Origin of the sequence: Rhodovastum atsumiense (assembly GCF_937425535.1) — a bacterium.
Taxonomy (GTDB): domain Bacteria; phylum Pseudomonadota; class Alphaproteobacteria; order Acetobacterales; family Acetobacteraceae; genus Rhodovastum; species Rhodovastum atsumiense.
Map to the genome: position 1 here is coordinate 1,948,679 of NZ_OW485601.1, position 26,759 is coordinate 1,975,437.

22 protein-coding genes are annotated in these 26,759 nt (G+C 68.1%); 8 read left to right on the top strand and 14 right to left on the bottom strand.

Annotated features, from left to right (window positions below):
• Nucleotides 1-21: 21 nt before the first annotated feature.
• The 5 genes from NBY65_RS08835 to zapE form a co-directional block, all read right to left on the bottom strand.
• Nucleotides 22-2,904 (bottom strand): 2-oxoglutarate dehydrogenase E1 component, encoded by a 2,883-nt coding sequence (locus NBY65_RS08835; RefSeq protein WP_150042500.1) that lies wholly within the window; start codon nucleotides 2,902-2,904, stop codon nucleotides 22-24.
• Between the two features lie 270 nt (nucleotides 2,905-3,174).
• Nucleotides 3,175-4,050, bottom strand: coding sequence for a succinate--CoA ligase subunit alpha (sucD, locus tag NBY65_RS08840; protein ID WP_150042501.1), 876 nt, complete (start codon nucleotides 4,048-4,050; stop codon nucleotides 3,175-3,177).
• Nucleotides 4,050-5,246: an ADP-forming succinate--CoA ligase subunit beta gene (sucC, locus tag NBY65_RS08845; RefSeq protein ID WP_150042502.1), complete on the bottom strand. Its 1,197-nt coding sequence runs from the start codon at nucleotides 5,244-5,246 to the stop codon at nucleotides 4,050-4,052. The genes sucD and sucC overlap by 1 nt, the downstream gene beginning before the upstream one ends.
• A gap of 4 nt (nucleotides 5,247-5,250) precedes the next feature.
• The gene (gene mdh / locus NBY65_RS08850) at nucleotides 5,251-6,204 is read right to left on the bottom strand and encodes a malate dehydrogenase (RefSeq protein WP_150042503.1); all 954 of its coding nucleotides are present in this window, start codon (nucleotides 6,202-6,204) and stop codon (nucleotides 5,251-5,253) included.
• Between the two features lie 195 nt (nucleotides 6,205-6,399).
• Nucleotides 6,400-7,575 carry a cell division protein ZapE gene (zapE, locus tag NBY65_RS08855; RefSeq protein WP_150042504.1) on the bottom strand — a complete coding sequence of 392 codons (1,176 nt, stop codon included), beginning with the start codon at nucleotides 7,573-7,575 and terminating at the stop codon, nucleotides 6,400-6,402.
• 116 nt (nucleotides 7,576-7,691) lie between these two features.
• Here zapE and NBY65_RS08860 point away from each other — a divergent pair, with 116 nt between their 5' ends.
• Both NBY65_RS08860 and NBY65_RS08865 read left to right on the top strand, forming a co-directional pair.
• A complete protein-coding gene (locus NBY65_RS08860; protein WP_150042505.1) occupies nucleotides 7,692-7,946 on the top strand; it encodes a hypothetical protein in 255 nt (84 codons plus the stop codon).
• A 43-nt stretch (nucleotides 7,947-7,989) separates the two neighbouring features.
• A complete protein-coding gene (locus NBY65_RS08865) occupies nucleotides 7,990-8,619 on the top strand; it encodes a 2OG-Fe(II) oxygenase (protein WP_150042506.1) in 630 nt (209 codons plus the stop codon).
• 10 nt (nucleotides 8,620-8,629) lie between these two features.
• Here NBY65_RS08865 and NBY65_RS08870 read toward each other — a convergent pair whose 3' ends face one another.
• The 5 genes from NBY65_RS08870 to NBY65_RS08890 form a co-directional block, all read right to left on the bottom strand.
• On the bottom strand, nucleotides 8,630-9,406 hold the full coding sequence (locus NBY65_RS08870; RefSeq protein WP_150042507.1) for an amino acid ABC transporter ATP-binding protein: 777 nt from the start codon (nucleotides 9,404-9,406) through the stop codon (nucleotides 8,630-8,632).
• 15 nt (nucleotides 9,407-9,421) lie between these two features.
• Nucleotides 9,422-10,570, bottom strand: a complete 1,149-nt coding sequence (locus NBY65_RS08875) for an amino acid ABC transporter permease (RefSeq protein ID WP_150042508.1) — start codon at nucleotides 10,568-10,570, stop codon at nucleotides 9,422-9,424.
• A gap of 3 nt (nucleotides 10,571-10,573) precedes the next feature.
• Nucleotides 10,574-11,782 carry an amino acid ABC transporter permease gene (locus NBY65_RS08880; RefSeq protein ID WP_150042509.1) on the bottom strand — a complete coding sequence of 403 codons (1,209 nt, stop codon included), beginning with the start codon at nucleotides 11,780-11,782 and terminating at the stop codon, nucleotides 10,574-10,576.
• 194 nt (nucleotides 11,783-11,976) lie between these two features.
• A complete protein-coding gene (locus tag NBY65_RS08885) occupies nucleotides 11,977-13,011 on the bottom strand; it encodes an amino acid ABC transporter substrate-binding protein (RefSeq protein WP_150042510.1) in 1,035 nt (344 codons plus the stop codon).
• 140 nt (nucleotides 13,012-13,151) lie between these two features.
• Entirely contained in the window at nucleotides 13,152-14,177 is a 1,026-nt protein-coding gene (locus NBY65_RS08890) for an amino acid ABC transporter substrate-binding protein (RefSeq protein WP_250265647.1), read from the bottom strand.
• Between the two features lie 221 nt (nucleotides 14,178-14,398).
• Between NBY65_RS08890 and NBY65_RS08895 the strand changes: the two genes are divergently transcribed.
• The 5 genes from NBY65_RS08895 to NBY65_RS08915 all read left to right on the top strand — a co-directional run bounded on the left by NBY65_RS08895 (nucleotide 14,399) and on the right by NBY65_RS08915 (nucleotide 19,753).
• On the top strand, nucleotides 14,399-15,625 hold the full coding sequence (locus tag NBY65_RS08895; protein WP_150045433.1) for a metal-dependent hydrolase family protein: 1,227 nt from the start codon (nucleotides 14,399-14,401) through the stop codon (nucleotides 15,623-15,625).
• A 144-nt stretch (nucleotides 15,626-15,769) separates the two neighbouring features.
• Complete coding sequence (locus NBY65_RS08900; RefSeq protein WP_150045434.1) at nucleotides 15,770-16,192, top strand: DUF1489 family protein; 423 nt, start codon at nucleotides 15,770-15,772, stop codon at nucleotides 16,190-16,192.
• A gap of 397 nt (nucleotides 16,193-16,589) precedes the next feature.
• Nucleotides 16,590-17,885 (top strand): NCS2 family permease, encoded by a 1,296-nt coding sequence (locus tag NBY65_RS08905; protein WP_150045435.1) that lies wholly within the window; start codon nucleotides 16,590-16,592, stop codon nucleotides 17,883-17,885.
• A 145-nt stretch (nucleotides 17,886-18,030) separates the two neighbouring features.
• On the top strand, nucleotides 18,031-18,981 hold the full coding sequence (locus NBY65_RS08910; protein WP_150045436.1) for an acetamidase/formamidase family protein: 951 nt from the start codon (nucleotides 18,031-18,033) through the stop codon (nucleotides 18,979-18,981).
• A 277-nt stretch (nucleotides 18,982-19,258) separates the two neighbouring features.
• Nucleotides 19,259-19,753, top strand: a complete 495-nt coding sequence (locus NBY65_RS08915) for a GcrA family cell cycle regulator (protein ID WP_150045437.1) — start codon at nucleotides 19,259-19,261, stop codon at nucleotides 19,751-19,753.
• Between the two features lie 175 nt (nucleotides 19,754-19,928).
• Here the strand turns inward: NBY65_RS08915 and NBY65_RS08920 are convergent, their stop codons facing one another.
• Both NBY65_RS08920 and NBY65_RS08925 read right to left on the bottom strand, forming a co-directional pair.
• Nucleotides 19,929-21,950 carry a TonB-dependent receptor plug domain-containing protein gene (locus tag NBY65_RS08920; RefSeq protein ID WP_150045438.1) on the bottom strand — a complete coding sequence of 674 codons (2,022 nt, stop codon included), beginning with the start codon at nucleotides 21,948-21,950 and terminating at the stop codon, nucleotides 19,929-19,931.
• A gap of 3 nt (nucleotides 21,951-21,953) precedes the next feature.
• Nucleotides 21,954-22,460 (bottom strand): YfiR/HmsC family protein, encoded by a 507-nt coding sequence (locus tag NBY65_RS08925; RefSeq protein ID WP_162530883.1) that lies wholly within the window; start codon nucleotides 22,458-22,460, stop codon nucleotides 21,954-21,956.
• 360 nt (nucleotides 22,461-22,820) lie between these two features.
• On the opposite strand from NBY65_RS08925, the gene NBY65_RS08930 reads away from it, so the two are divergent.
• Nucleotides 22,821-24,710 carry a putative bifunctional diguanylate cyclase/phosphodiesterase gene (locus tag NBY65_RS08930; RefSeq protein WP_162530884.1) on the top strand — a complete coding sequence of 630 codons (1,890 nt, stop codon included), beginning with the start codon at nucleotides 22,821-22,823 and terminating at the stop codon, nucleotides 24,708-24,710.
• Here NBY65_RS08930 and coaBC read toward each other — a convergent pair whose 3' ends face one another.
• Nucleotides 24,711-25,970: a bifunctional phosphopantothenoylcysteine decarboxylase/phosphopantothenate--cysteine ligase CoaBC gene (gene coaBC, locus NBY65_RS08935; RefSeq protein WP_150045441.1), complete on the bottom strand. Its 1,260-nt coding sequence runs from the start codon at nucleotides 25,968-25,970 to the stop codon at nucleotides 24,711-24,713.
• Entirely contained in the window at nucleotides 25,970-26,731 is a 762-nt protein-coding gene (locus NBY65_RS08940) for a class I SAM-dependent methyltransferase (RefSeq protein WP_150045442.1), read from the bottom strand. Before NBY65_RS08940 ends, coaBC begins: the two co-directional genes overlap by 1 nt.
• Nucleotides 26,732-26,759 lie beyond the last annotated feature (28 nt).

The following is a 26,759-nucleotide window of genomic DNA, read 5'->3' on the forward strand; positions in this document are numbered from 1 at the left end:
CGTCCTTCGTTGCGTCGAGTGTCAGCCGAGCGTCAGCGCCGCGCTCACCAGCGCGGCCTGCTCGGCGGCATGCGTCTTGGCCAGGCCCGTCGCCGGGCTCGCGGCCGAGGGCCGGCCAATGAAGGCCGGGCGCTTCGCAGCCATGTCCATCTTCGCCAGCATCTGCTCGATGCGGCGGTCCACGAACATCCAGGCGCCCATGTTCTCCGGCTCTTCCTGGCACCAGACCACCTCGGCGTTGCGATAGGGCGCCAACGCCTTGGGCAGCGAGATGTGCGGGAAGGGATAGAGCTGTTCCAGCCGGACGATGGCGATGTCGCGCAGGCCGCGCTCGCGCCGCTCGGCCACAAGGTCATAGTAGACCTTGCCGCTGCACAGCACGATGCGCTTCACCTCCTCGGGTGCCACCAGCGCGTCGGTTTCCGGGATCACCGTCAGGAAGCGGGTGCCCGGCCCCATCTCCGCGAGCGTGGAGACGCACAGCTTGTGACGCAGCAGGCTCTTGGGCGTCATCAGCACCAGCGGCTTGCGGAAGTTCCGCTTCAACTGCCGGCGCAGGCCGTGGAAGTAGTTGGCGGGGGTGGTGAAGTTGCCGACCACGATGTTCCGCTCGGCACAGAGCTGCAGGTAGCGCTCCGGCCGCGCCGAGGAATGCTCCGGCCCCTGCCCCTCGTGGCCGTGCGGCAGCAGCATCACCAGGCCGGACATGCGCAGCCACTTGGTCTCGCCGCTGGCGATGAACTGGTCGATGATGACCTGGGCACCGTTGGCGAAGTCACCGAACTGCGCTTCCCACAGCACCAGGGTGCGCGGATCGGCCAGCGAGTAGCCGTACTCGAAGCCAAGCACGCCCACTTCCGAGAGCAGCGAGTTGTAGATCTCGATCTTGGACTGGGTCGGCGCGATGTTGTTGAGCGGCACGTATTCGTTCTGGCTGGTCTGGTCGACCAGCACGGCGTGGCGCTGGCTGAAGGTGCCGCGCTGGCAGTCCTCGCCCGACAGCCGCACGCGGTTGCCTTCCACCAGCAGCGTGCCGAAGGCCAGTGCCTCGCCGGTCGCCCAGTCGATGCCCTTGCCGCTCTCGATCATCTCCCGCTTGGCATCGAGCTGGCGGGCGATCTTGGGATTGACGTCGAAATCCTCGGGCACGCGGGCCAACGCCAAACCGACCTGGCGCAGCGTCTCCGGCGCCACCGCGGTGGCGCCTTCGGACCATTCCGCGTCCGGTGAAGGCAGCGACAGCCCGGCCCAGTGGCCTTCGAGCCATTCGGCCTTGTTGGGCTTGTAGCCCTGCGCGGCGCGGTAGGCGTCCTCAAGTGTGGCGGTGAACTCGTCCCACAGCCGCTTGACCTCGGCCTCACCCAGCACACCCTCGCCGACCAGTTGCTCGGCGTACAGCGCCCGCGTGGTCTTGCGGTCGCGGATGGCGCGGTACATCAGCGGCTGGGTGAAGGCGGGCTCGTCGGTCTCGTTATGGCCGTGGCGGCGATAGCAGACGATGTCGAGCACGATGTCGCAGCCGAAGGTCATGCGGAACTCGGCCGCCGTCTGCGCGCACCACACCACCGCTTCCGGGTTGTCCCCGTTCACGTGCAGGATCGGCGCCTGGATCGACTTGGCGACGTCGGTGCAATAGAGGCCCGAATAGGCATGCGCCGGCACCGTGGTGAAGCCGATCTGGTTGTTCACCACGACATGGATGGTGCCGCCGGTGCGGTAGCCGATCAACTGGCTCATCGCCAGCGTCTCGTAGACCAGGCCCTGGCCGGCGAAGGCGGCGTCGCCGTGCATCAGGATGCCCATGACGCCGCGGCGGGAGCGGGTGTCGCCGGCCATGTCCTGGCGCGCGCGCACCTTGCCCACCACCACCGGGTCAACGGCTTCCAGGTGCGAGGGATTGGGTTGCAGCGACAGGTGCACCATCTTGCCGCCGATCTCGACATCGGTGGAGGTGCCCAGGTGGTACTTCACGTCGCCCGAGCCCTGCACGTCGTCGGGCTTGAAGCTGGTGCCGCTGAACTCGCTGAACAGCGCCGCGTAGGGCTTGCGCACCACGTTGACCAGCGTGTTCAGCCGGCCGCGATGCGGCATGCCGATGGCGATTTCGTGGACGCCGCGCTTGGCCGCGGTGACGATGATGGCGTGCAGCGCGGGAATGGTGACCTCGCCGCCTTCCAGCCCGAAGCGCTTGGTGCCGACATAGCGCTTCTGGCAGAACGCCTCGAGCCCTTCGGCCTCGGTGAGCTGGCGCAGGATGGTCTGCTTGCCCTCGGCATCGAAATGCGTCCGCCAGGGCGCGCCTTCCACGCGGCGCTGGATCCAGGCCTTCTGGTCGGGGTCCTGGATGTGCATGAACTCGACGCCGACCGGCCCGCAATAGGTCTCGCGCAGGATCTGCAGGATCTGCCGCAGCGGCGCGACTTCCAGGCCGAGCACGTGGTCGATGAAGATCGGCCGGTCCATGTCGGCGGCGGTGAAGCCGTAGGTGCCGGGGTCGAGTTCGGGATGCGGATCGGGGACCTGCAGGCCGAGCGGATCAAGCCGCGCCTCCAGATGGCCGCGCACGCGATAGGTGCGGATCATCATCAGGGCGCGCAGGCTGTCCTTGGTGGCGGCGCGCACCGCCTCCTGGCTGATCGGGGCTTCCTTGGGTGCCGGCGCGCCCTTGCCCTTCGCGGCCGGCTTCACCGGCTCGGGCTCGCCGAAATCCCACCGCCGCGGCGCCCAGGAAGCACCGGTCGAATCGGTGAGGATGGAGCGCGCCTCGTCGTTCAGGGCGGCGAACAGCTCGGCGAAGCTCGGGTCGACGGAGCCTGGATTGGCCGCCCACTTGGCATAGAGATCGGCGATGAAGGCTGCGTTGGCGCCGTTGAAGGCAGTGGCGAGTAAATCGACCCCAGCCATGGTGCTCCCCTTATATGGCCCCGGCGGTCCGGGGGGCGGAATGCGCATCCCGCCACCAACATATAGGCGACACCTCCGGCCAGCCCCTACCGGGAGGGGGCTGGCCGGGCGGTACCGCAGGGTTGCTTCCGATGCATGGCGGCCGCGGAAGCATTGCGCCTCACTCGTGCGGCGAACGCGACGGCAGAAACCGTCGCGCCGCGACACGCGCCTGTGAGGGAGTGTTCCGGTTGACGCGACGGAACGGACGCATCTGGTCGCGACCGTCTCCTAGCCGCGCAGAGCCTTGACCAGGGTGGAGCCGAGGGCAGCCGGGCTGTCGGCGACGTGGATGCCGGCGGCCCGCAGCGCCTCGAACTTCGCGGCGGCGGTGTCCTTGCCGCCGCTGATCACCGCACCGGCATGGCCCATGCGCCGGCCCGGCGGCGCCGTGGCCCCGGCGATGAAACCGACCACCGGCTTCGTCGTCTTGCTTGCCGCGATGAACTCGGCCGCGTCGATCTCGCTCTGGCCGCCGATCTCGCCGATCATGACGATCGACTCGGTTTCCGGGTCGGCGAGGAACAGCTCCAGCACCTCGATGAAGTCGGTGCCCTTCACCGGATCGCCGCCGATGCCCACGCAGGTGGACTGGCCGAGCCCGGCGGCGGTGGTCTGCGCCACCGCTTCATAGGTCAGCGTGCCGGAGCGGGAGACGATGCCCACCTTGCCGCGGCGATGGATATGCCCCGGCATGATGCCGATCTTGCACGCATCCGGGGTGATCACCCCCGGGCAGTTCGGCCCGACCAGCCGCGACTTCGAGCCTTCCAGCGCCCGCTTCACCTTGACCATGTCCAGCACCGGAATGCCTTCGGTGATGCACACGATCAGCGGCAGCTCGGCGTCGATCGCTTCGAGGATGGCATCGGCGGCGAAGGGCGGCGGCACGTAGATGGCGGTGGCGGTGGCGCCGGTCGCGGCCACCGCGTCGGCCACGGTGTCGAACACCGGCAGGTCAAGATGCGTGGTGCCACCCTTGCCCGGCGTCACCCCGCCCACGACCTTGGTGCCGTAGGCGATCGCCTGTTCCGAATGGAACGTGCCCTGCGCGCCGGTGAAGCCCTGGGTGATGACCCTGGTGTTGGCGTCGACGAGAATGGCCATCAGGCAGCCTCCTTCACGGCCTTCACCACCTTCTCGGCGGCATCGGCAAGATTGTCGGCCGCGATGATCGGCAGGCCGGAGCGGGCCAGGATCTCCTTGCCGAGCTGCACGTTGGTGCCTTCCAGCCGCACCACCAGGGGCACGTTCAGGCTGACCTCGCGCGCCGCCGCCACCACGCCCTCGGCGATGACGTCGCAGCGCATGATGCCGCCGAAGATGTTGACCAGGATGCCTTCGACGTTCGGATCGGACAGAATGATCTTGAACGCCGCAGTCACCCGTTCCTTGGTGGCGCCGCCGCCGACATCGAGGAAGTTGGCCGGCTCGGCACCGTACAACTTGATGATGTCCATGGTCGCCATGGCCAGGCCCGCGCCGTTGACCATGCAGCCGATGGTGCCGTCCAGCGCCACGTAGCTCAGGCTGTTCTTGGCGGCTTCCAGCTCCTTCGGGTCCTCTTCCGCCTCGTCATGGAGCTTCTCCAGCTCCGGGTGGCGGAACAGGGCGTTGTCGTCGAAGCTGACCTTGGCATCCAGCGCCACCACCTCGCCCGCGCCGGTGACCACCAGCGGATTGACCTCGACGATGGCGCAGTCGAGGCTGGTGAAGGCCTTGTACATCCCGGTGACGAACTTGCTGAACGCCGAGATCTGCTTGCCCTGCAGCCCCAGCCCATAGGCCAGCTTGCGGCAGTGGAAGCCGGAGATCCCGGTGGCCGGGTCCACGGCGGCGCGCAGGATCTTCTCGGGGTGGTGGGCCGCCACCTCCTCGATCTCCATGCCGCCCTCGGTGGAAGCAATGATGGTCACGCGGGCAGTGGCGCGGTCGACCAGCAGCGAGAGATACAGCTCGCGTGCGATGTCGCAACCGGCCTCCACATAGACACGGCGGACCTTGCGGCCCGCCGGTCCCGTCTGCTTCGTCACCAGCACGTGGCCGATCATGGCCTCGGCCGCCGCCCGCACTTCCTCGGGCGATTTCGCCAGCCGCACGCCCCCCTTCCCGTTCGGGTCGTCAGCGAAGCGGCCGGCGCCGCGGCCGCCGGCATGGATCTGCGACTTCACCACGTAGATGGGGCCGGGCAGCTTGCGCGCCGCGGCCTCCGCTTCCTCGGGGGTCCAGGCGGCATGGCCCTCGAGGACCGCGACGCCGTACTGCTTGAGCAGTTCTTTCGCCTGATATTCGTGGATGTTCATCGGCTCAGACGCCCAGCTTCTTGAAGGCCTCGATCAGGTCGCGCACGGCGCCGCAGGACTTTTCGAAGGCGGCCTTCTCCTCCGGCGTGAACTGCACCTCGACGATGCGCTCGACGCCGCCCTCGCCGATCACCACGGGCACGCCGACATACAGGTCCTTCTGGCCGTACTCGCCGTTCAGGTAGACCGCGCTGGGCAGCACCCGCTTCTTGTCCTTCAGATAGGCTTCGGCCATGGCGATGGCGCTGGTCGCGGGGGCATAGAAGGCGCTTCCCTTCTCCAGCAGCTTCACGATCTCGCCGCCGCCATTGGCGGTGCGCTTGACGATGGCGTCGATCCGCTCCTGGGTGGTCCAGCCCATCTTCACCAGGTCGGGCACCGGGATGCCGGCCACCGTCGAGTAGCGGGTCAGCGGTACCATGGTATCGCCATGCCCGCCCAGCACGAAGGCGGTCACGTCTTCCACGGAGACCCCGAACTCCTCGGCGAGGAAGTGGCGGAAGCGGGCGGAATCCAGCACGCCGGCCATGCCCACCACCTTGTTCGCCGGCAGGCCCGAGCGCTGCTGTAGCACCCACACCATCACGTCGAGCGGGTTGGTGATGCAGATGACGAAGGCGTTCGGGGCATAGGTCTTGATGCCCTCGGCGACCTGGCCGATCACCCCGGCATTCTTGGTCAGCAGGTCGTCGCGGCTCATGCCGGGCAGGCGGGGGAAGCCGGCGGTCACGATGACCACGTCGGCCCCGGCGATCGCGGCATAATCCGACCCGCCGCTCAGCCGGGCGTCGAAGCCGTCCACCGGGGCGGACTGGGCGATATCCAGCGCCTTGCCCGCGGCCACGCCGCCGAACACGTCGAACAGCACGACGTCGCCGAGTTCCTTGAGGCCGATCAAATGGGCGAGCGTTCCACCAATATTGCCGGCGCCGACCAGGGCAATCTTCTTGCGTGCCATCGCGGGGAACCTTCCGAAGCGGGTGGGGGCTGGAACAGCCGTTCCAAACAAAACCAAAAGCTTGTGCCCACCTGGCCGGGGGCCCGGAAGGCGACCGTTGCTAGCCCATCACAGCGGAGCGAGCAAGTCGCCCCCCTATCACCGCACGAACGCGTGCACTCGCTGTCACCTGGAACAAAATCCCCGTACTCTGCCTCAGGTCAGGTGCGGAAGGGCAAGGTATTCCTGGCTCTGCATTTCCTCGAGCCGGGAGGCAGTACGCTCGAACATCTTCGCCCCTTCTCCGCGCTCGTAGAGCTGGTCGGGCCGGGCATCGGCCGAGGCGACCAGCTTCACGCGGTGATCGTACAGGGCGTCGATCAGGATGATGAAGCGCCGCGCCTCGTCGAAATTGGCGGGCGAGAGCCGGGGGATGCCATCCAGCACCAAAGCGTGGAAATGCGTCGCCAGCGCCAGGTAGTCGCCGGGCCCGAGCGCAGTCGCGCACAGGGCCTGGAAGTCGAACCGCGCCACCCCCGCGGCCGCGATCGGCACCAGCAGCCGCCGCCCCATGACCAGCAGCGTCTCCGACCGCACCGCTTCATGGCCGGTCAGCTCGGCGAAGGCGGCATCCAGCGCCCGCTCGGCGCGGGCGTCGGCCGGCACGTACCAGGTCGGCATGCCGCGCAAGCGCTCGCGGCGATAGTCGCGGCCGGCCTCCATCACCAGCACGTCCAGGTTCTGCTTGAGCAGGGCGATGAAAGGCAGGAACGCATCCCGCCCCGGCTGCCCCTTGAACAGGTTGTCGGGCAGCGTGTTCGAGGTCGCCACCACCACCACCGAGCGCTCGAACAGGGCCTGGAACAGGCGGCCGAGGATCATCGCGTCGGCGATGTCGTTGACCTGGAATTCGTCGAAGCAGAGCAGCGCCGCCTCGGCGGCGATCGTGTCGGCCAGCGGCGGGATCGGATCGGCACCTTTCGGGTTGTCACGCTTCCAGGCGAAGATCCGCTTGTGCGCGTCCTGCATGAAGCGATGGAAGTGGATGCGGCGCTTGCGCTTCACCTGGGCGGCGGCGAAGAACAGGTCCATCAGCATGGACTTGCCGCGCCCGACCTCGCCGACGAGATAGAGCCCGTTGCGCCGGTCGGCCCCTGCCTCCTCCACCGGCTTGCGCCGCATGAGGCGGCCGAACATGCCCGACCCGCCGCTGTTCGGCACCGGCCGTGGCGAGGGATCGTAGCCGCGCAGCTTCGTCCACAGGTCCTGCAGCCGCTCGGCCGCCAGTTCCTGGCACGAATCGGGTGCGAGGTCCCTGGCCGCGACGCGGGCGCGATACGCCGGCAAGGGCCCCTGGGCGAGCAAGGCGGGATCGACGGCGTGAGTGTCCATGATGCGGCGCGCATAACCGGAATCCGCTCGCGCATCAATGAACCCGACGCCGGCGAAAACCTGTCAAATATTTAGCCGTTGATGTCGCAGCAACTCCACGGGAACGGAGTCGTCGGATGAAGGCCGTGCTGCTGGCCGGCGCAATGATCCTGGCTGCGGCGATCCTGGCGATGCCGGGCCGCGCGGCCGCCCTGACCTGGTCGGACGTGCAACCTTTGCCGCCGAGCGTGTGCCGCGATGTCGGGCTCCGCCTGCTGCGCACGGCGGCGACCGGGCCTCGGCGCATTGATTGCTGTCCCGCAGACGTGAAATGCGCGGGCCACCTCGGTACCAGTATTCCGCCTGAACCCCGCACGCGCCTGCGCGGCTGAGCCGTCGACCCGGTCGGGCGCGGCCCTCCCTCGGAGTGCCTCCATGCGCCTTGCCTACGACCTGCTGGAAACGGTCCCGATCGCCGGCGATCCCTTTCCGCATCTGCTGGTGCCCGGCTTCGTGCCGGCTGCCGGGCTTGTGCAGGTGCGCGCCGACCTGCCGCCGATCAGCCGCCGCGGCTCCTTCCCGCTCACCTCGCTCACGCTCGGCCCTGCCGCCGCGGCATTGATGCGGGAATTGGCGGATTCACGATTTCGCGACGTGATTGCCCGGCGGTTCGGGCTCGACCTGCGCGGGGCAGCCACGATGCTGACGCTGCGCGGCCGTTCGGGCGAACGCGACGGGCGGATCCATTGCGATTCCACCGCCAAGCGCGTCACCATCCTGCTTTATCTCAACCCGGAGCAGGATTGCTGGGCCCGCCAGGAAGGCTGCCTGCGCCTGCTGCGCGGGCCGGACGACATCGAGAACTACGCCGTCGAGGTGCCGCCCACCAACGGCACCCTGCTGGTCTTTCCCAATGGTCCGGCCGCCTGGCACGGTCACCGGCAATATGTCGGGCAGCGCTACGTCGTCCAGCTCAACTACATGGCCAATGACCGCGCCGCCCGAGCGGAGCTGCGCCGGCATCGCATCTCCGCCTTCTTCAAGCGGCTGCGGCCGGCGGCCTGAACCAACCGGGTCAGTGCCCGCGCAGGATCTGGCTAAGGAAGAGCTGCAGGCGCTCGGTCTGCGGGTTCTCGAACATGTCGTGCGGGGTGCCGATCTCGACGATCTCGCCGCGGTCCATGAACACCACCCGGTCGGCGACGCGCCGGGCGAACCCCATCTCGTGCGTCACGCACACCATGGTCATGCCGGATTCCGCCAGCTCGATCATGGTGTCGAGCACTTCCTTGATCATCTCCGGATCGAGCGCCGAGGTCGGCTCGTCGAACAGCATGATCTTCGGCTTCATGCACAGCGCGCGCGCGATCGCCACGCGCTGCTGCTGCCCGCCCGAAAGCTGGCCCGGGTATTTCTTCGCCTGCTCGGGGATACGCACCCGACGCAGGTACTCCATCGCCAGCTCCTCGGCCTCGGCCTTGGGCATCTTGCGCACCCAGATCGGCGCGAGGGTGCAGTTCTCCAGCACCGTCAAATGCGGGAACAGGTTGAAGGACTGGAACACCATGCCGACCTCGCGCCGGATCGTGTCCAACGCGCGCAGGTCGTCGGTCAGTTCGGTGCCGTCGACGACGATCCGCCCTTCCTGGTGCGTCTCCAGGCGGTTGATGCAGCGGATCATGGTGGACTTGCCCGAACCGGAGGGACCGCACACCACGATGCGCTCACGCTCGGCGATGCTCAGCGACACGTCGCGCAACACGTGCAGGCTGCCGTACCACTTGTTGACGCGATCGAGCGTGATGACGGGATCGTTGGCGAGGTCGGGGCTCTGTCGGGCGGCCAGGCTCATCGGCGGGTTCCTGTATCAGCGGCCACGGGCGCGGGCATAGTCCCGCTCCAGGCCGCGGCTGTAGCGGGACATGGCGTAGCAGAAAGCGAAATAAATGACGCCAAGGAAAAGGTAGACCTCGGTGGAGAAGCCCTGCCACGTCGGGTCGCTCATCGCCACCTTGCCCGCGGTCAGCAGGTCGAAGATGCCGATGATCAGCACCAGCGAGGTGTCCTTGAAGAAGCCGATGAAGGTGTTCACCAGCGGCGGGATCACCAGCCGCAGCGCCTGTGGCAGGATGATCAGCCAGGTCTTCTTCCAGTACGACAGGCCGAGCGCGTCGGCCGCCTCGTACTGCCCCTTGGGCAGCGCCTGCAACCCGCCGCGCACCACTTCGGCAAGGTAGGCGCCGGCGAAGAGCACGATGGCGATCTGTGCCCGCAGCAGCTTGTCGGGGTTCATGCCCACCGGCATGAACAGCGGGAACATCACGCTGGCCATGAACAGCAGGCTGATCAGCGGCACGCCGCGGATCAGCTCGACATACAGCACGCAGAGCAGCCGCACCGCCGGCAGCGAGGTCGAGCGCCGGCCCAGCGCCACCAGGACCGACAGCGGAAAGGCGAAGGCGAGGCCGAAGGTGGCGAGGATCAACGTCAGCGGCAGCCCGCCCCACACGTCCTGCGGCACGTATTCCATGCCCAGCACGCCGCCCCACATCAGCACGCCGATTGCGCCGAGGGCGGCGATCCAGACCAGCGCCAGTTCCTTGCGCCAGAACCGGCGATTGGCCGAGATCGCGAACAGCGCGATGAAGATCGCCACGCACAGCGCCGGCCGCCACTGCTCGTCGTAGGGAAAGCGGCCGAACAGGATGAAGCGGTACTTGTCGCCGATCACCGCCCAGCAGGCGCCGGCGTGCTCGGCGGCGCGGCAGACCGTGGCATCCGGCTGGCCGGTGGCGCCGGTCGGCACCGACCAGATGGCGCTGACCACCGCCCAGTCGATGAAGCCGACGCCCCAGCGGACCAGCAGATAGCCCAGCAGGATAGTGATCGCGCTCGACCACCACGAATTGAACAGGTTGGCGCGCAGCCAGGCCACCGGCCCCACGGTTCCGACCGGGGGACGGGCGCGGGCAGTGGTGGGAACGGGAACGGTTCCGGTCACGGCGGACTCGCTCATGTCTCAGCGCTCCACCAGCGCGATGCGCGCGTTATACCAGTTCATGAACAGGCTGATGGCCAGGCTGATGGTCAGGTAGACGGCCATGATCAGGGCGATGCCCTCGATCGCCTGCCCGGTCTGGTTGAGCGTCGTGCTGGCCACCGACACCAGGTCCTGGTAGCCGATGGCCACCGCCAGCGAGGAGTTCTTGGTCAGGTTCAGGTACTGGCTGGTCATCGGCGGAATGATCACCCGCAGCGCCTGCGGCAGCACCACCAGCCGCAGGATCGTGCCCTGCCGCAATCCCAGCGCCGCCGCGGCCTCGCTCTGGCCGTTCGGCACCGCCAGGATGCCCGAGCGCACGATCTCGGCGATGAAGGAAGACGTATAGGTCGTCAGCCCGATCAGCAGCGCGCCGTATTCGGGGCTGATCGTGCCGCCGCCCTGGAAGTTGAAGCCGCGCAGGACCGGGTATTCGAGCGTGAACGGGGCGCCGAGCGCGGCCCAGATCAGGGCGGGAAAGCCGATCAGCAGCCCCACCGCGACCGGCCAGACCGGCGGACGCACCCCGGTCTGTTCCTGTCGCCGGTGACTGGTCCGGTTCCACGCCCAGGTGCCGACCAGGCCAAGCAGGAAAGCCGCCAGCGCCCACCAATGCGCCGGCTGCCAGTCCAGCAGCGGCACCTTGATGCCCCGGTTGGACAGGAACATGGCTTCGCCGAGCGTGATGGCCTGGCGCGGGGCCGGCAACGACTGCAACAGGCCATACCAGAACAGCAGTTGCAGCAGCAGCGGCAGGTCGCGCAGGGCCTCGACATAGATCGCGGTGGCCTTGGCCACCAGCCAGTTGCGCGACAGGCGGCCAATGCCGACCAGCGTGCCCAGGATAGTGGCAAGCACCACACCGGCCAGCGCCACCTTCAACGTGTTGAGGATGCCGACGACCAGGGCATCGCCATAGGTACTGATGGCCGGATCGTAGTCGATCAGGTGCTCGCCGATCGGGATGCCGGCGGTGCGGCCGAGGAAGGCGAAGCCGGTGGCGATGCGCCGGGCCTCGAGATTGCGGTTGGTATTGCCGATCAAGTACCAGAGTACGCCGATCACGGCACCGATGATCAGCACCTGCCAGACGATGTTGCGCACCAGCGGGTCGGACCAGGACAGGCGATGCTGCCGCCTGGGGGCGGCTCGGCTGGACAGGCGCGGATCGACGGTCGTTCCGGACATGGGGGGCAGAGGCTCCTGCGTAGGCGGCGAAAGGTGGAAGCAAGAACCGGGCCGAATGGGGTTGCACAATCCGCGGGCCAGGATCCATTATCCTGCGCCAGGGATCGGCATCAGATCAACCCGTGCGAGGCAAATAAAAAGGGCCGTCCGCCCGGGAACGGCCCTTCGCGCAGCCGTGATAGGGCGTGCGCGGATCAGCGTATCGGCGGCGCGTACTGCAGCCCGCCCTTGTTCCACAGGTTATTCACGCCGCGGGGCACGCCGAGGACGGTGATGTTGCGATCCCAGATCTCGGCAAAATTGCCGACCTGCTTGACCACGTTGTAGGCGAACTTGTTATCCAGCAGCAGCGCCTTGCCCATGTCGCCTTCCAGGCCGAGCAGGCGGCGCACTTCCGGCACCTTGCTGTCGTTGAAGCTGTCCACGTTCTTGCTGGTGATGCCGTATTCCTCGGCAATCAGTTGCACAAAGTAAGTCCAGCGCACGATGTCGAACCACTTGTCGTCACCCTTGCGGACGACGTAGCCGAGCGGCTCCTTGCTGATAACTTCCGGCAGCAGAACGAAATTGTCCTTGTTCGGCTGCGTCGCCCGGAAGGTCGCCAGCGCCGAACCGTCGGTCGAATAGGCATCGCACCGCCCCGAGAGGAAGGCCTGCTGGATCTCGGCCAGGTCCTGGATCAGGATCGGCGTGAACTTCATCTTGTTCACGCGGAAATAGTCGGCGATGGCCAGCTCGGTCGAGGTGCCGGGCTGCACGCAGATCGTGGCGCCATCCAGTTCCTTCGCCGACTTCACCTTCAGCGACGTCTTCACCAGGAAGCCGGTGCCGTCATAATAATTCACGCCGGCGAACAGCAGGCCCAGATTGGCCTCGCGTCCCAGCGTCCAGGTGGTGCTGCGCACCAGCAGGTCCACCTCGCCCGACTGCAGCGCGGTGAAGCGGCTGGTCGTGGTCAGCGGCACGAACTTGATCTTGCTGGCATCACCAAGCACGGCCGCGGCAACGGTGCGGCAGGAATCCGCGTCCAGCCCGCGCATCACGCCGGTGCTGTCGGGCAGCGAGAAGCCAGGCACCACACCGGCGATGCCGCAGACCAGTTGGCCGCGCGCGCGCACGGCATCGAGGGTGGCCGAACCGCTGCCCTGGGCCTGGGCCGGGGCGGAGCTGGTTGCGAGCAGGGTGGTACACACGATGGTGCTGGCGAGCACGGCAAGCGGTCGGAACATGAAGCCTCCGTTGCAGGAGCGACCCGAGCGGTCGCATGCCCAAACATACGCAAGCCTGCCGTGCGATCAATGCATCACTATCATTGTTACGGGGCCGCCCCGCCATTCGGCACGGCCCCGCCACGACGCAGGTGGGCCGTTCAGCGCATCGGCGGCGCGTATTGCAGTCCCCCCTTGTTCCAGAGATTGTTGATGCCACGCGGCACGCCGAGCGCGGTGATGTTGCGGTCCCAGATCTCGCCGAAATTGCCGACCTGCCTGACCACGTTGTAGGCAAACCTGTTGTCGAGCAGCAGCGCCTTGCCCATGTCGCCTTCCAGCCCAAGCAGGCGGCGCACTTCCGGCACCTTGCTGTCGGCGAAGCCGTCGATGGTTTTGCCGGTGATGCCGTATTCCTCGGCAATCAGTTGCACAAAGTAAGTCCAGCGCACGATGTCGAACCACTTGTCGTCACCCTTGCGGACGACATAGCCGAGCGGCTCCTTGCTGATCACTTCCGGCAGCAGAACGAAATCGTCCTTGTTCGGCTGCGTCGCCCGGAAGGTCGCCAGCGCCGAGCCGTCGGTCGAATAGGCATCGCACCGCCCCGAAAGGAAGGCCTGCTGGATCTCGGACAGGTCCTGGATCAGGATCGGCGTGAACTTCATGGCGTTGATGCGGAAGTAGTCGGAGATGGCCAGTTCGGTCGAGGTGCCGGGCTGCACGCAGATCGTGGCGCCATCCAGCTCCTTCGCCGACTTCACCCCCAGCGCCTTTTTCACCAGGAAGCTGGTGCCGTCGTAATAATTCACGCCGGCGAACAGCAGCCCCAGATTGGCCTCGCGCCCCAGCGTCCAGGTGGTGCTGCGCACCAGCAGGTCCACCTCGCCCGATTGCAGCGCGGTGAAGCGGTTCGTGGTGGTCAGCGGCACGAAACGGATCTTCGTGGCATCCCCCAGCACCGCCGCGGCGACGGTGCGACAGGAATCCGCGTCCAGCCCGCGCATCACGCCCTGGCTGTCGGGCAACGAGAAGCCGGGCACCGCGCCGGCGATGCCGCAGACCAGTTGTCCGCGGGCCCGCACGGCATCGAGAGTGGCCGAGCCACTGCCCTGGGCGTGCGCCGGCACGGCCACGCCAAGCACGCCGGCGACCAGCACGGCGAAGAGGATGGTGGGTCGAATCATCGGAACGACGCTCCCAAGCCGGGCGGGGATGTCCGCCCGCGCAGGCCGGGACTTTGGGAGAGCCCCCCGGGCGGGGCAATGCGCCACGGCCCCGGATCGCAGCCCCGTGACCGATCTGCTAGAGAGCCGCATCCGATCGCGTGGATCCGCGCCTCGGACGAAGATCATCGCCAGCCCCGCAGCGGCGGCCCCATCCTCCCCTCGCCCCGGCACGGACACCCATGCAGATCCTGTTCAAGAACGCACGCATCGTCGACGCCACCCAGCCCGAGCCGCGCGAGGGCCACGTGCTGGTGGAAGACGGCGTCATCCGCGACCTCGCCGCCCGCCCGGTCGCCGCCGCCGACCGGATGGTCATGGACCTGCGCGGCCGCACCCTCATGCCCGGCCTGATCGACTGCCACGTCCATGTCGTTGCCGGCATGATGGATCTCGGCGCCAATGCGGCCCTGCCGGACCCCATCGCGGTGCTGCGCACCCTGCCCATCCTCAAGGGCATGCTCGACCGCGGCTTCACCACCGTACGCGACGCCGGCGGCGCCTCCGGCGCCCTCGCGCAGGCGGTGGAACAGGGGCTCGCGGTCGGGCCGCGGCTTGTGGTCTGCGGCAAGTCACTGTCCAAGACCGGCGGCCATGGCGACCTGCGCCCACGGCACGACCGCCACGACGCCAATCGCTGGCACCGCAACGCCGGCGCGCTCGGCCGCATCGCCGACGGGGTGGACGGGATCCGCCACGCCTGCCGCGAGGAACTGCGCGACGGCGCCGCCTTCATCAAGATCATGGCCAATGGCGGCGTCACCAGCCCCACCGACCCGGTCGGCTGGCAGGGCTACTCGGTCGAGGAGATCACCGCGGCGGTGCAGGAAGCCGCCGACGCCGAGACCTACGTCGCCGCGCATCTCTACACCCCCGCCGCGATCGAGCGGGCCATCCGCTGCGGCGTGCATTCCCTGGAACACTGCAACCGCATCGACCTGCCGACCGCCCGGCTCGCCGCCGCCGCCGGCTGCGTGGCGGTGCCCACGCTGGTGGCCTACGAGGCCCTGGCCGGCGACGGCGCCCGGCTCGGCCTGCCGCCCGCCTCGATCGCCAAGATCGAAGCCGTGCGCGGGGCCGGGCTGGAAAGCCTGGCGCATATGCGCGAGGCCGGCCTGGCCATGGCCTTCGGCTCCGACCTGCTCGGCGAGACGCACCCGCGCCAGAACGAGGAATTCGCCATCCGCGCCCGCGTGCTCGACAACCGCACCGTGCTCGCCGCCGCCACCACGATCGCGGCGAAGCTGATCGGCATGGAAGGCCGGCTGGGCGTGATGGCGCCCGGGGCGATCGCCGACCTGCTGGTGGTGGACGGCAACCCGCTGGCCGATGTCACCGTGCTCGCCAGCCCCGAGCGCAGCATCCGTGCCGTGTTCAAGGCCGGCGTGGCGCATCGCGCCGCCTTGTAGCCAGGACACTTGTCGCCAGGACACTTGTCGCCAGGACACTTGTCGCCAGGACACTTGTCGCCAGGACAGGGGGGCGCGGACATCGGACCGGGTCTGCACACGCCGGCGCTTGCCGCGCGGCCGGTCCTTCGCCACATCGCGCGCATGCTCCATATGATGAAGCTCGCGGTGGGCGTCCGCGACATCGCGCATCTGCGCGAGCTGCAGGCGGCACGGCTGGCGGCGCAGGAGGACCTGCGCCACCTGACCCGCAGCCTGCCCCGTCGCGCCGGAGAGATCCTCGACGGCGGCTCGATGTTCTGGGTCATCGCCGGCGCCATGGTGGTGCGCCAGCGCATCACCGCCATCCGCGAGGACCGCTACGAGGACGGCTCGGCCTGTGCGGCGCTGCATTTCGATCCCGTCCTGGTGCCGGTCGCCGGGCGTCCCACCAAGCCCTTCCAGGGCTGGCGCTATCTGGCCGCCGAGGCCGCGCCCCCCGATCTCACCGCCGACACCCCCGTGGCCGGGGCAGACGCCCTGCCCCCGGCCCTGCGGCGCGCGCTGCAGGAGCTCTGCCTGATTTAACCCGTTGTTCCGGCGCGCCGCCTCATCCCGCGCCGGCCCCCGCCCCTCCGCCAGCCATGCCGGCAGAGCAAATTTCCTTGCACCATCATCGGGAAATGCTTCATAAAATATATCAGGCGGCTACACAGCCTGGTTCACCTGTTTCCTGAGCATGATCCGGTCCGGAGCCCTGCCGTGATATTCTCCCGCAGACACCTCCCCGCCCTGGCCGTGCCCGTCATGGCCGCAGCCCCGCCACGGCCGCGCGCCGAGGGCTGAGCTGTTCCCGGCGGACACCCCGACAGGCCGTTTTCCTGGCGCAGCGCCGGCCGGCAGCCGCTCACGTGATTGCGCAGCCGATGCATCGTGGGCAAGAACCCCTCGCCGAACAGCACGGACCTATCCCGAGGGGTTATCCATGAACGTCGTGAGTGCCTATTTCAGGTTCGCCGAGGCCGGGACGAACCTGCGCACCGAGATCCTGGCCGGGATCACCACCTGGCTGGCGATGGTCTACATCGTGGCGGTGAACCCGGGCATCCTCGCGACCACCGGCATGGACCATGGCGCGGTCTTCGCCGCCACCTGCATCGGTGCGGGCCTCGCCTCCATCGCCATGGGGCTCTATGCGAACTATCCGCTCGCGCTCGCGCCGGGCATGGGGCTCAACGCGTATTTCGCCTTCGTCGTGGTGGGCGGCATGCACGTGCCCTGGCAGGTGGCGCTGGGGGCGGTGTTCCTGTCGGGATTGTTGTTCCTCGCGGTATCGCTGCTGCGCCTGCGCGAATGGCTGATCAACACCATTCCGCTGTCGCTCAAGCTTGGCATCGGCGCGGGCATCGGCCTGTTCCTCGCCCTGATCGGGCTGGAAGGCATGGGCCTCGTCGTCGCCCATCCCGCCACCCTGGTCACGCTCGGCCATCTCGCCACCACCAAGACGCTGCTCGGCTGCCTCGGCTTCGTGGTGATGGCGGCGCTGGCCGCACGCGGCGTCTCCGCCTCGGTGCTGATCGGCATCCTGGTCACCGCCGCCGCGGGCATTCCGTTCGGCCTGACCAACTTCACCGGCATCGTCTCGGCCCCGCCTTCGATCGCGCCGACCTTCCTGCAGATGGACATCTCCGGCGCGCTCGGGCTCGGCATCGTCAGCGTGGTGCTGACCTTCTTCCTGGTCGACCTGCTGGACAACGCGGGCACGCTGATCGCCACCACGCACCGGGCCGGGCTGATGCGCCCGGATGGCACGGTGCCGCGCCTGCGGCAGGCGCTGACGGCGGATTCCGGCGGCGCCATCATGGGATCCGTGCTCGGCACCAGCACGGTCACCAGCTACATCGAAAGCGCCGCCGGCATCCAGGCGGGCGGACGCACCGGGCTCGCCGCCGTGGTCACCGGCCTGCTGTTCCTGGCCACGATGTTCTTCGCCCCGCTGGCCACCTCGATCCCCGGCTTCGCCACCGCCCCCGCGCTGGTGTTCGTCGCCTGCCTGATGGCGCGCGCGCTGCGCGACGTGAACTGGGACGACATGACCGACTACCTGCCCGCCATCGTCACCGCCATCGCCATGCCCTTCACCTTCTCGATCGCGACCGGCATCGGCGTGGGCTTCATCGTGCACGCATTGGTCAAGACGCTGGCCGGACGGCCACGCGAGGTCGGTGGCGCGGTGTGGCTGATCGCGGTGGCCTCGGCCGCGAAGTTCGCGCTGCAATGACCGCGCCGGCGTCCGGCGGGGTCGCTGCGGGGACAGCGTGAGCGCGGTCAAGCTTGCTTGCGCGGCCGCCTGCCGCGCGCCGGTGACCGTTGCCCCGCCCGGCACGCCGGGCAACCATCGTCCCTCGCCCCGCCGGAGCACACTCATGGCCACGCACCGCCTTCCCGCCACGCCCGCGACCGTCCGCTGGGGCACGTTCAGTGCGTCCCACGCGGCGGCGCTCACGGTGGCCTCGGGCGACACGGTGGTCATCGAATGCGTCTCAGGCGCACCTGAAGTGATGCCGCCGCCGGGCCTGGGGATGCAGGTGCCACCGGCGCTGGCGGCGATCCACGACATGGTCCCGCGCGGCCCGGGCCACATCCTCACCGGCCCGGTCGCGGTGCTCGGCGCCGAGCCCGGCGACATGCTGGAAGTGCGCATCGAGAAGATCACGCTCGATACCGACTGGGGCTATTGCGGCTTCCGTCCGCTCGCCGGCACCCTGCCCGAGGATTTCCCGGAGCACTTCCTGACCCATATCCCGGTCGACCGCGCCCGGCGCACCTGCCGCCTGCCCTACGGCGTGGAGTTGCCGCTCGCGCCGTTCTTCGGGGTGATGGGCGTGGCGCCGCCGCCGGCCTACGGCATCATCTCCACCATCCAGCCACGCGAACACGGCGGCAATCTCGACAACAAGGAACTTGGCGAAGGCGCCACGCTTTACCTGCCGGTCTGGGCGCCCGGCGCACTGTTCTCCGTAGGGGATGGCCACGGTGTGCAGGGTGATGGCGAGGTCTGTATCAATGCGCTGGAAATGTGCCTCTCTGGCACCTTCCGGCTGATCCTGCACAAGCGGACGCAGGACGCGCCGTTGCTGACCTATCCGCGGGCCGAAACCGCCACCCATGTCATCACCATGGGCATGAACGAAGATCTGGATCTCGCCATGAAGCAGGCGCTGCGTGAGATGATCGCGGTGATCTGCAGCCGCACCCGCCTTTCACGCCAGCAGGCGTACCAGTTCTGCTCGCTTGCGGTGGATTTCCGGATCACCCAGACCGTGAACGGCGAAAAAGGTGTGCACGGAATGCTGCGCAAGGGACTCATTTTCTGATTTTCAAGTATCCGGCACGGGATTTTCTGGACTTCCGGCATGCATGCCAAGGGAAACCCCATCGGAGACAGAGGTCGTGATTTTGCATTGCGGAAATGTTAAGATGAAGCGAACGGGTCGATTCCGATATCGGATCGATGAATTTACGAAACCTATATCTTGAGACTCATCTGAGCTGTTATCCCCAAGTTTTTGAGTTACCCACAGTTGTTGCGATTGACGCCGGCGCTCCGCCCGTTACCATATGTTGTAGCCACACCGAGGGGGATCCCGCGATATGGAGTGGAATGACGAAACCATTGCCCGTCTGCGCGAACTTTGGGCCGAGGGCCATTCCACCGCAGAAATCGGACGGCGCATGTGCGTCTCCAAGAATGCAGTGGTGGGCAAAGCCCACCGGCTGAACCTGCCGGCGCGCCCTTCGCCCATCCGCCGTGACGGCGTTGTCGCCTTGCCGCGCCCGGCTGCCGCGCGACGGGTGACCGGTCCGACCTTGCCACCGCTGGTCGCCGCCGAACCGGCGGCCGCGACGGCACCGCGGGCTACCGCCTCCGTGACGGTCAGCGAGCCGCCGCCCAAGGTGGCGCCGATCCGCCCCGTCGCCGCGGTGCGTCCCGTGCGGGCCCATACCTGCTGCTGGCCGCTTGGCGAGCCCGGCACGCGCAGCTTCCGTTTCTGCGACGCCGAAGCCCTTCCCGGCAAGCCGTACTGCGCCGAACATGCCGGGCTGGCGTACGTCAAGGTTCGCGACAAGCGCGAGGAGGCTGCCTGAGAGCCACCGCGCGGCTGCAACGACCTTTTGCAACCGGCGTATCGGCAGTCTCCCTGCGAAGGTAGAGCGCAAGATTTGTTTCGTTATCGAAATATTTTAACGACGCGACAAATTCGCGCTTCGTCCCGCACACGAAGCGGCTCGCTCGCCGCTCCGCTTTGCGTCGGGCCGGATCTCAGAAATCAGCGCGCAGGGAGAGATAAACCCTCCGTTCCGCGAACGTTCCGATGCTCTGCGCCTGCCGTGCCTGCAGCATGTCCTCTGCTTCCAGTGCCACGGTCAGCTTCGGCGTGATGCGACAGGCGATGCGGGCTGCCGCGGTGACGTAGTCCTTCACGGTGACCACCGTCGTGCCCGTGGCGAGCAGGCGCACGCCGCTCGAGGAACTGGCGTAGCGGGCGAACAGGTCTGCTTCCCAGCGATCGCGGGTCCAGCCGAGATGGGCCGTCGCGATGTGCCGCGGCGAGGCATGGACATAGTCGACCATGCTCGATGCGAGGTCGCCGCCGATGAAGGCGCCGCGGTATTTCGTCCCGATCTCGAATGCGCCGAGATGGATGGTGAGGGCTATCTCCACACCGGCCTGCTTTGATGTGCCGAGGCTGTAGGGAACAGTGACCGGCATGGCAACGGCAGGCGGCATCAGGATCGGCATGCCCCAGAACGAACTGCTCAGGGCGCGATTGGCCTGGATGAAGCCCGCGAGGTCAAGGTCGGTCGACAGGCGTTCGAGACGGCGCCGATACCCGGCCTCGTAATTGTCCACCACCGTGGTGGGCGCAAAGGGCGAACCGAACTGGCCACCCGATGCGCCGCTGACGCGGGCACCGAACTCGAGCAGGCTCGGCGATTCAATGCCGCGGGCCGCCGAGAGGCGCAGCGTGTCCACCCCGGTCGGTTTCCAGACCAGAGCGGCGTTCCAGGCGAGGGTGCCCATGGCGCGGTGGTCGTAGTCGCGGGTCGGGAAGGGTTGCTGCGGCCCGTCATACCCGGTGCCATTCAGCCACAGGTGATCATAACGAACCGCCGCCGTCCACTCCACACCATCGGCGATCGCCCAGTTCCACATGCCGCCGGCGGAAACGACCTGATAGCCGACGCGTACCGAGGCGCCCGTGCTGTAGTTGCTGACCCTGAACGCCTCACTCTCCCGCAGCTCGTTGCGCCTGTACTGGAGAAACGGCCGCACGGTGTGTGCGGCGCCGAGCTTGACGGTGTCGCTCAACTCGATCGTGGTGACGCCCTGCTGCCACGCCGGCGTACCGCTCACGCGATAGCTCAGGCCGTTATGATAAGCTGACATCTCGATCAGGCCGGCGTCGGTCTCGGCGGAGCCCCGACCGCGCAGGCTCCACGTCTCGGTGCGCTCGCGCACGAAAAAACTTGGCACCAATGCGTCGGCGCTGGCCCGCACATAGCTGGCGTCGAACCCGACCCGGACGCCTTCAGCTACGCCGATCTCCGCCGTGGTCGCGAGCTGGGCGTTGCGCGGGGCCGTCCGCTGCTCGTCGGGGCCATAGCCGTCGGAGAAGACATTTTGCCGGCGCAGCCCGGTGGAGATGCGCAGGCCGCCATCGGCCGGCAGCTTCGCGGTGCCCACCGCCGACAGCTCGCCGTAACGGCCGGTGCCGCCGCGCAGGACGATGCTGTTCACCAGATCACGCGCGGGATTCCAGGTGACGATGTTGATCACGCCGGCGACGGCGTTGAAGCCGAACAGGGCACTGTTGGGGCCGCGCACCACCTCGATCTGGCGGATCTCGGCCAGTTGCACCGGGATCGCCGACCAGATCGTCCGGCCGTAGTCGTCGAGATAAACTTGCCGCCCATCCACCAGCACCAGCATGCGAGGCGTGTTGGGAAGCGCGTAACCGCGGGCGCTCACGGAGTAATCGTCCGGCCCGTAGCGCATGATGTCGAGGCTGGTATAGCGGGCCAGCACGCCGGGGATATCGCGGGCACCGGACCGGCGGATCTGCTCGGCGGTGATGATGTCCATCGCCACCGGCACGTCGGAGGCGCGCTGCGGCTTACCGGTGGCGCTGGTGGTGACCGGCTCGCCGAACAACTGCTCCAGCGCGGTGCGGTCGAGGCTCTCGGCGAGAGCGGCCGCCGGCCCCCCGCCCCATGCCAGGACCAGCAGCAGACGCGACAGCCTTCTGGTTGTCCCCTTGGCCTTCTGGCAAGCCGGGCACATCGCTCAACGTTCCTGGATCAGCATTCGAAAGGCGGAAGAGAACTCCAGGCCGGCGGCCAGGGCGGCGGCGCGGCTGACGAAGATCTCGACACGGGGCTGGCTGCGGACGGCGACCACGACCTGACGCGCATCCACGCTGGCCGGGTCGGTGCTGACAGTGAGCACGCCCTTCCCCGCCAGGGCAGTGGCAAGCGAGGTGGCCTGCGGCAAGGCGGCATTGGTCAACAGCAACACCGGCACCGGTGCGCGCGCCGCGTCCTCGATCGTCATCACCCGCGGGTGGAGCGTGAGGGCACCGACCACCAGCCCGCTGCCAAAGATGGCGGCGATGCGCTCGGCTTCCGTTCGCCCGGGGTCGGAGCCGGCAGGATGGACGATCCCGATCTCGACCGTCCCGCTCGGCGGGCGGGCGAGGAAGCCCATCGTGCGGGCAATCAACTGCAGGTCGCGGGCACCGGTCTCGGCCTGTGCCGGCATGGCCAGGCCGGCAAGCGCAACCATCAGGCCCATCACCATTCGCCACAGGCCTGGGCGCCCAGGATGACGCCATCCTTTCGCACAGACATGCCGCACGGCACAGCGATCAGGGAAGGTCCACAAGTCGCACCACGTCAGGGTTCGCGATGTCGCCGGCGACGGCCAGCATCCGCAAATTTTCTGTATTTCGCATAACCTGAGACAGCAGTGAACGCGAGAGATTTTTTACCTCAGGTTGGGTTCTTCTGATCACGTGGCGTCCGGGACACGGCCGGTCATCTCCCTGGACACCCCTTTATGCCCACTGCAATTTCGCTGGCTTTAAGAGGCGTGTTTTGCATAGTTTGCCGGGCTTCGCCCGTCGCGGAGCATGCCTCTTTCGGGAACCAGGTCGTGGCATCCTTCCGCTTCGTGCATCACCGCAGCCTTTTTGCGAAATGCGCTGCGCTCCTGCGTTCCCTTGCCGGATCGACGCGGCAGATCGCCGATCGCTCCGTGACGCTCACCGTCACCATCCTGGCTGCCCTGGCCGCCACGGCCTTTGCCCTGGCACCCCCTGTCTCATCCTATTTCGCAAATCTCTCGCGCCTGCAGGGCGCCCTCGAGACCAGCGCCAGGCTGCATGCGGCGGAAGTGACGATCCTGGCCCGCCAGACCCCCTCCTTCTGGGAATTCGACGGGCTGCGGGTGTCCGCGGCCACGCCGGAAGGCCAGTCGCTCACCCCTCCCGAACGCCGCCGGGTCTTCGATCCCTCGGGCCGCCTTGTGCTTGAATCAGTGCCCCCGGAGGATCTCGCCTGGCCGGTGCTGTCGCAACGCGCCCCGGTCATGGACGGCGAGAGCCGGCTGGGCGAGGCCGAGGCATCGCGCTCGTTTCGCGCGCCGTTGATCACGACAGCCCTGATCGGGCTCGGCTCCGCGCTGGCCGGGGCGCTGCTGTTCATCGTGCTGCGCGTCATCCCGCTGCGCCTGCTGCACCAGGCGCTGGAACGCGCAAGCTATCTGTCGGCGCACGACGTGCTGACCGGCCTGCCCAACCGCAGCCTGTTCAGCGACCGGCTGGAGCAGGCCCTGGCCATGGCCCGGCGCGAAGGCGGGCACATCGCCGTGCTCTGCCTCGACCTCGACCGCTTCAAGGAGGTGAACGACACCCTCGGCCACGCCGCCGGCGACCAGTTGCTGCGCACCGTGGCGGCGCGGCTGCGCGCCTGCCTGCGCGAGAGCGACACGCTGGCCCGCCTGGGCGGCGACGAATTCGCGGTGATCCAGCCACGCCCGGTCCGTTCGGAAGATGCCCAGACCGTGGCCAGCCGCCTGGTGAAGGCGCTGGAGGAACCGATCATCCTGAACGGCCAGCAGGCGAGCGTGGGCGTGAGCATCGGCATCGCCTTCGGCAATGGCGACAGCGACGCCGGGCAGATGCTGAAGGATGCGGACGTCGCCTTGTACCAGGCCAAGGATGCCGGCCGGGGCGGCTTCTGCTTCTTCGCCCCCGAGATGAACGCACGCCTGTTCGAGCGCCGCGCCATGGAGCTCGACCTGCGGGCGGCACTCGGCAATGGCAGCCTGTTCCTGAACTACCAGCCCCAGGTGGACGTGCGCACCGGCCAGGTGATCGGGGCCGAGGCGCTGCTGCGCTGGAACCGTCCGGAGCACGGGCTGGTCCCGCCCGACCGCTTCATCGGCCTGGCCGAGGAAATCGGCCTGATCGGCCAGATCGGCGCCTGGGTGCTGCAGGAAGCCTGCCGCGTCGCCGCCACCTGGCCGGACCCGATCGGCATCGCCGTCAACGTCTCGCCGGTACAGTTCCGCCTGCCCGGCTTCCACGAAACCGTACGGACCGCGCTGGAGGCATCCGGCCTCGCGCCCTCACGGCTGGAAGTGGAAATCACTGAAGGCGTGCTGCTGAAGGACACCGACGACACGCTCGCCGAACTGAGCCGCATCCGCGAGCTCGGCGTGCACATTGCCATGGATGATTTCGGCACCGGCTATTCCAGCCTGGGCTACCTGCAGAAATTCCGCTTCGACAAGATCAAGATCGACCGCAGCTTCGTGAAGCGCCTCGACGAGGACCCCAACGCGATCGCCATCGTACGTGCCGTGGTCGGGCTCAGCGAGGCGCTCGGCGTGACCACCAATGCCGAGGGCGTGGAGACCGTGGCGCAGGCGGACCTGCTGCGCAGCGAAGGCTGCGCAGAGGTGCAGGGCTATCTGTACGGCCGGCCAATGTCGCCCGAGGCGTTCACGCAGTTGCTGCAGGCCGGCCGCTCCGCGGCCTGATCAGTCGCCCGCCCCTGTTGCCTGGGCGGCCAATGCCGTGGCGATGCGGGCGGCGAGCCGTTGCGCCACCGCGTCCTTGTCCAGCCGCGGCCAGGCCTCGACCCCCGCCGCCGTCACCAGCTGCACCTGGTTTTCCGTCCCGCCCATGATGCCGCTTTCCGGCCGGACATCGTTGGCGACGATCCAGTCGGCGTTCTTGCGCTGCCGCTTGCCTTCGGCATGCATCAGGATCTCGTGCGTCTCGGCGGCGAAACCGATCACCAGGCGCGGCCGTTGCGGTCCCGGCGCCGCGATCGCGGCGAGGATGTCGGGATTGGGCACCAGCGCCAGCTCCGGCGGCGTCCCGCCGGGCTTCTTCTTCAGCTTCAAGGCCGCCTCGTGCGCGACGCGCCAGTCGGCGACGGCGGCGGCGAAGACAGCGGCATCGGCCGGCAGCGCGGTCTGGCAGGCCGCCAGCATCTGCTGCGCCGTCTCCACATGCCGCACCGTCACCCCGGCGGGATCCGGCAGGGCCACCGGCCCGCTGACCAGCGTCACGCGCGCGCCAAGCCCGGCCAGTGCCGCGGCGATGGCGTGCCCCTGCCGGCCGCTGCTGCGATTGGCGATGTAGCGTACCGGGTCGATCGGCTCGTGCGTCGGCCCGCTGGTCACCAGCACATGCCGCCCCGCGAGCGATGGCGCGGCCCCCTGCTCCGGCGCCACCACCGGGGCCGGCCGGGGGGCCAGCAGGGCATCGATGGCCTGCAGGATCGCCGGCGGCTCGCTCATCCGCCCCGGCCCGACCTCGTTGCAGGCCATCACGCCTTCGTCCGGCCCCACCACGTGCACGCCGCGCGCCCGCAGCGTCGCCATGTTGGCGACGGTCGCCGCATGCAGCCACATCCGCACATTCATCGCCGGTGCCACCAGCACCGGCTTGTCGGTGGCCAGCAGCAGCGTGGTCGCGAGATCATTGGCAATTCCGGCTGCCATGCGCGCCAGGATGTCCGCGGTCGCCGGCGCCACCACCACCAGGTCGGCACTGCGCGAAAGCTGGATATGGCCCATCTCGCTCTCGTCGGTCAGCGAGAAAAGGTCGGTGTACACACGATCCTCGCTCAGCGCCTGCAGCGTGAGCGGGGTGACGAACTGCGCGCCGCCCGCGGTCAGCACGCAACGGACGGCATGGTCCTCGCGACGGAGCAGGCGGATCAGCTCAGGGATCTTGAAGGCGGCAATGCCGCCGGTGACGATCAGCAGGATCCGCCGCCCCGCCGGCATCACAGCCGCCAGCCGGTGTGGATCGCCGCGATCCCGCCCGAGAGATTCTGCACCTTGACCCGCGACAGCCCGGCTTCGCGCATCATCCCCGCCAGCGTCTCCTGGTCCGGCATCATGCGGATGCTCTCGGCAAGATACTGGTAGCTGTCCTCGTCGCGGGCGACGTAGCGACCCAGCCGCGGCAACACCTGGAACGACCACAGGTCATACACCGGCGACAGCGCCGCCACCTGCACCCGGCTGAACTCCAGCACCAGGAACCGCCCGCCCGGCCGCAGCACGCGCCGGGCTTCCCGCAGCACCGCCGGCTTGTCGGTGCAGTTGCGCAGCCCGAACGCCATGGACACCGTGTCGACGCAGCCATCCGGCAGCGGCAGGCGCTCGGCATCGGCCACCAGGAAGGACAGGTCCCTGGCGAAGCCGCGCCCGAGCGCACGGTCGCGCCCGACCGAGAGCATCGAGGCGTTGATGTCGGACAGGATCGCCGGCCCACCGCCGCGGCCGAGCCAGCCAAAGGTGATGTCGCCGGTGCCGCCGGCCAGGTCGAGCAGGGTCCGCCCGGGCCGCGGGTCGAGGGCACCGATGAAGATGCGCTTCCAGATGCGGTGGATGCCCAGCGACATCAGGTCGTTCATCAGGTCGTAGCGGGTCGCCACGCTGTCGAACACCTCGCGAACGAGGGTCCGCTTTTCGGAATACGGCACCTGCCGGTAGCCGAAATCGATGGTGCTGGCGCCCGAAGGCGTTGGGTTGTCGGTCATGGCCGGCCTCTATAGCCTGCCTCCCGGT

Coding starts and splice junctions, on each gene's coding strand:
- NBY65_RS08835 (WP_150042500.1), bottom strand. CDS start 2,904: ATGGCTGGGGTCGATTTACTCGCCACTGCCTTCAACGGCGCCAACGCA.
- sucD (WP_150042501.1), bottom strand. CDS start 4,050: ATGGCCATTCTCGTCGACGCCAACACCAGGGTCATCACCCAGGGCTTC.
- sucC (WP_150042502.1), bottom strand. CDS start 5,246: ATGAACATCCACGAATATCAGGCGAAAGAACTGCTCAAGCAGTACGGC.
- mdh (WP_150042503.1), bottom strand. CDS start 6,204: ATGGCACGCAAGAAGATTGCCCTGGTCGGCGCCGGCAATATTGGTGGA.
- zapE (WP_150042504.1), bottom strand. CDS start 7,575: ATGGACACTCACGCCGTCGATCCCGCCTTGCTCGCCCAGGGGCCCTTG.
- NBY65_RS08860 (WP_150042505.1), top strand. CDS start 7,692: ATGAAGGCCGTGCTGCTGGCCGGCGCAATGATCCTGGCTGCGGCGATC.
- NBY65_RS08865 (WP_150042506.1), top strand. CDS start 7,990: ATGCGCCTTGCCTACGACCTGCTGGAAACGGTCCCGATCGCCGGCGAT.
- NBY65_RS08870 (WP_150042507.1), bottom strand. CDS start 9,406: ATGAGCCTGGCCGCCCGACAGAGCCCCGACCTCGCCAACGATCCCGTC.
- NBY65_RS08875 (WP_150042508.1), bottom strand. CDS start 10,570: ATGAGCGAGTCCGCCGTGACCGGAACCGTTCCCGTTCCCACCACTGCC.
- NBY65_RS08880 (WP_150042509.1), bottom strand. CDS start 11,782: ATGTCCGGAACGACCGTCGATCCGCGCCTGTCCAGCCGAGCCGCCCCC.
- NBY65_RS08885 (WP_150042510.1), bottom strand. CDS start 13,011: ATGTTCCGACCGCTTGCCGTGCTCGCCAGCACCATCGTGTGTACCACC.
- NBY65_RS08890 (WP_250265647.1), bottom strand. CDS start 14,177: ATGATTCGACCCACCATCCTCTTCGCCGTGCTGGTCGCCGGCGTGCTT.
- NBY65_RS08895 (WP_150045433.1), top strand. CDS start 14,399: ATGCAGATCCTGTTCAAGAACGCACGCATCGTCGACGCCACCCAGCCC.
- NBY65_RS08900 (WP_150045434.1), top strand. CDS start 15,770: ATGCTCCATATGATGAAGCTCGCGGTGGGCGTCCGCGACATCGCGCAT.
- NBY65_RS08905 (WP_150045435.1), top strand. CDS start 16,590: ATGAACGTCGTGAGTGCCTATTTCAGGTTCGCCGAGGCCGGGACGAAC.
- NBY65_RS08910 (WP_150045436.1), top strand. CDS start 18,031: ATGGCCACGCACCGCCTTCCCGCCACGCCCGCGACCGTCCGCTGGGGC.
- NBY65_RS08915 (WP_150045437.1), top strand. CDS start 19,259: ATGGAGTGGAATGACGAAACCATTGCCCGTCTGCGCGAACTTTGGGCC.
- NBY65_RS08920 (WP_150045438.1), bottom strand. CDS start 21,950: ATGTGCCCGGCTTGCCAGAAGGCCAAGGGGACAACCAGAAGGCTGTCG.
- NBY65_RS08925 (WP_162530883.1), bottom strand. CDS start 22,460: ATGGGCCTGATGGTTGCGCTTGCCGGCCTGGCCATGCCGGCACAGGCC.
- coaBC (WP_150045441.1), bottom strand. CDS start 25,970: ATGCCGGCGGGGCGGCGGATCCTGCTGATCGTCACCGGCGGCATTGCC.
- NBY65_RS08940 (WP_150045442.1), bottom strand. CDS start 26,731: ATGACCGACAACCCAACGCCTTCGGGCGCCAGCACCATCGATTTCGGC.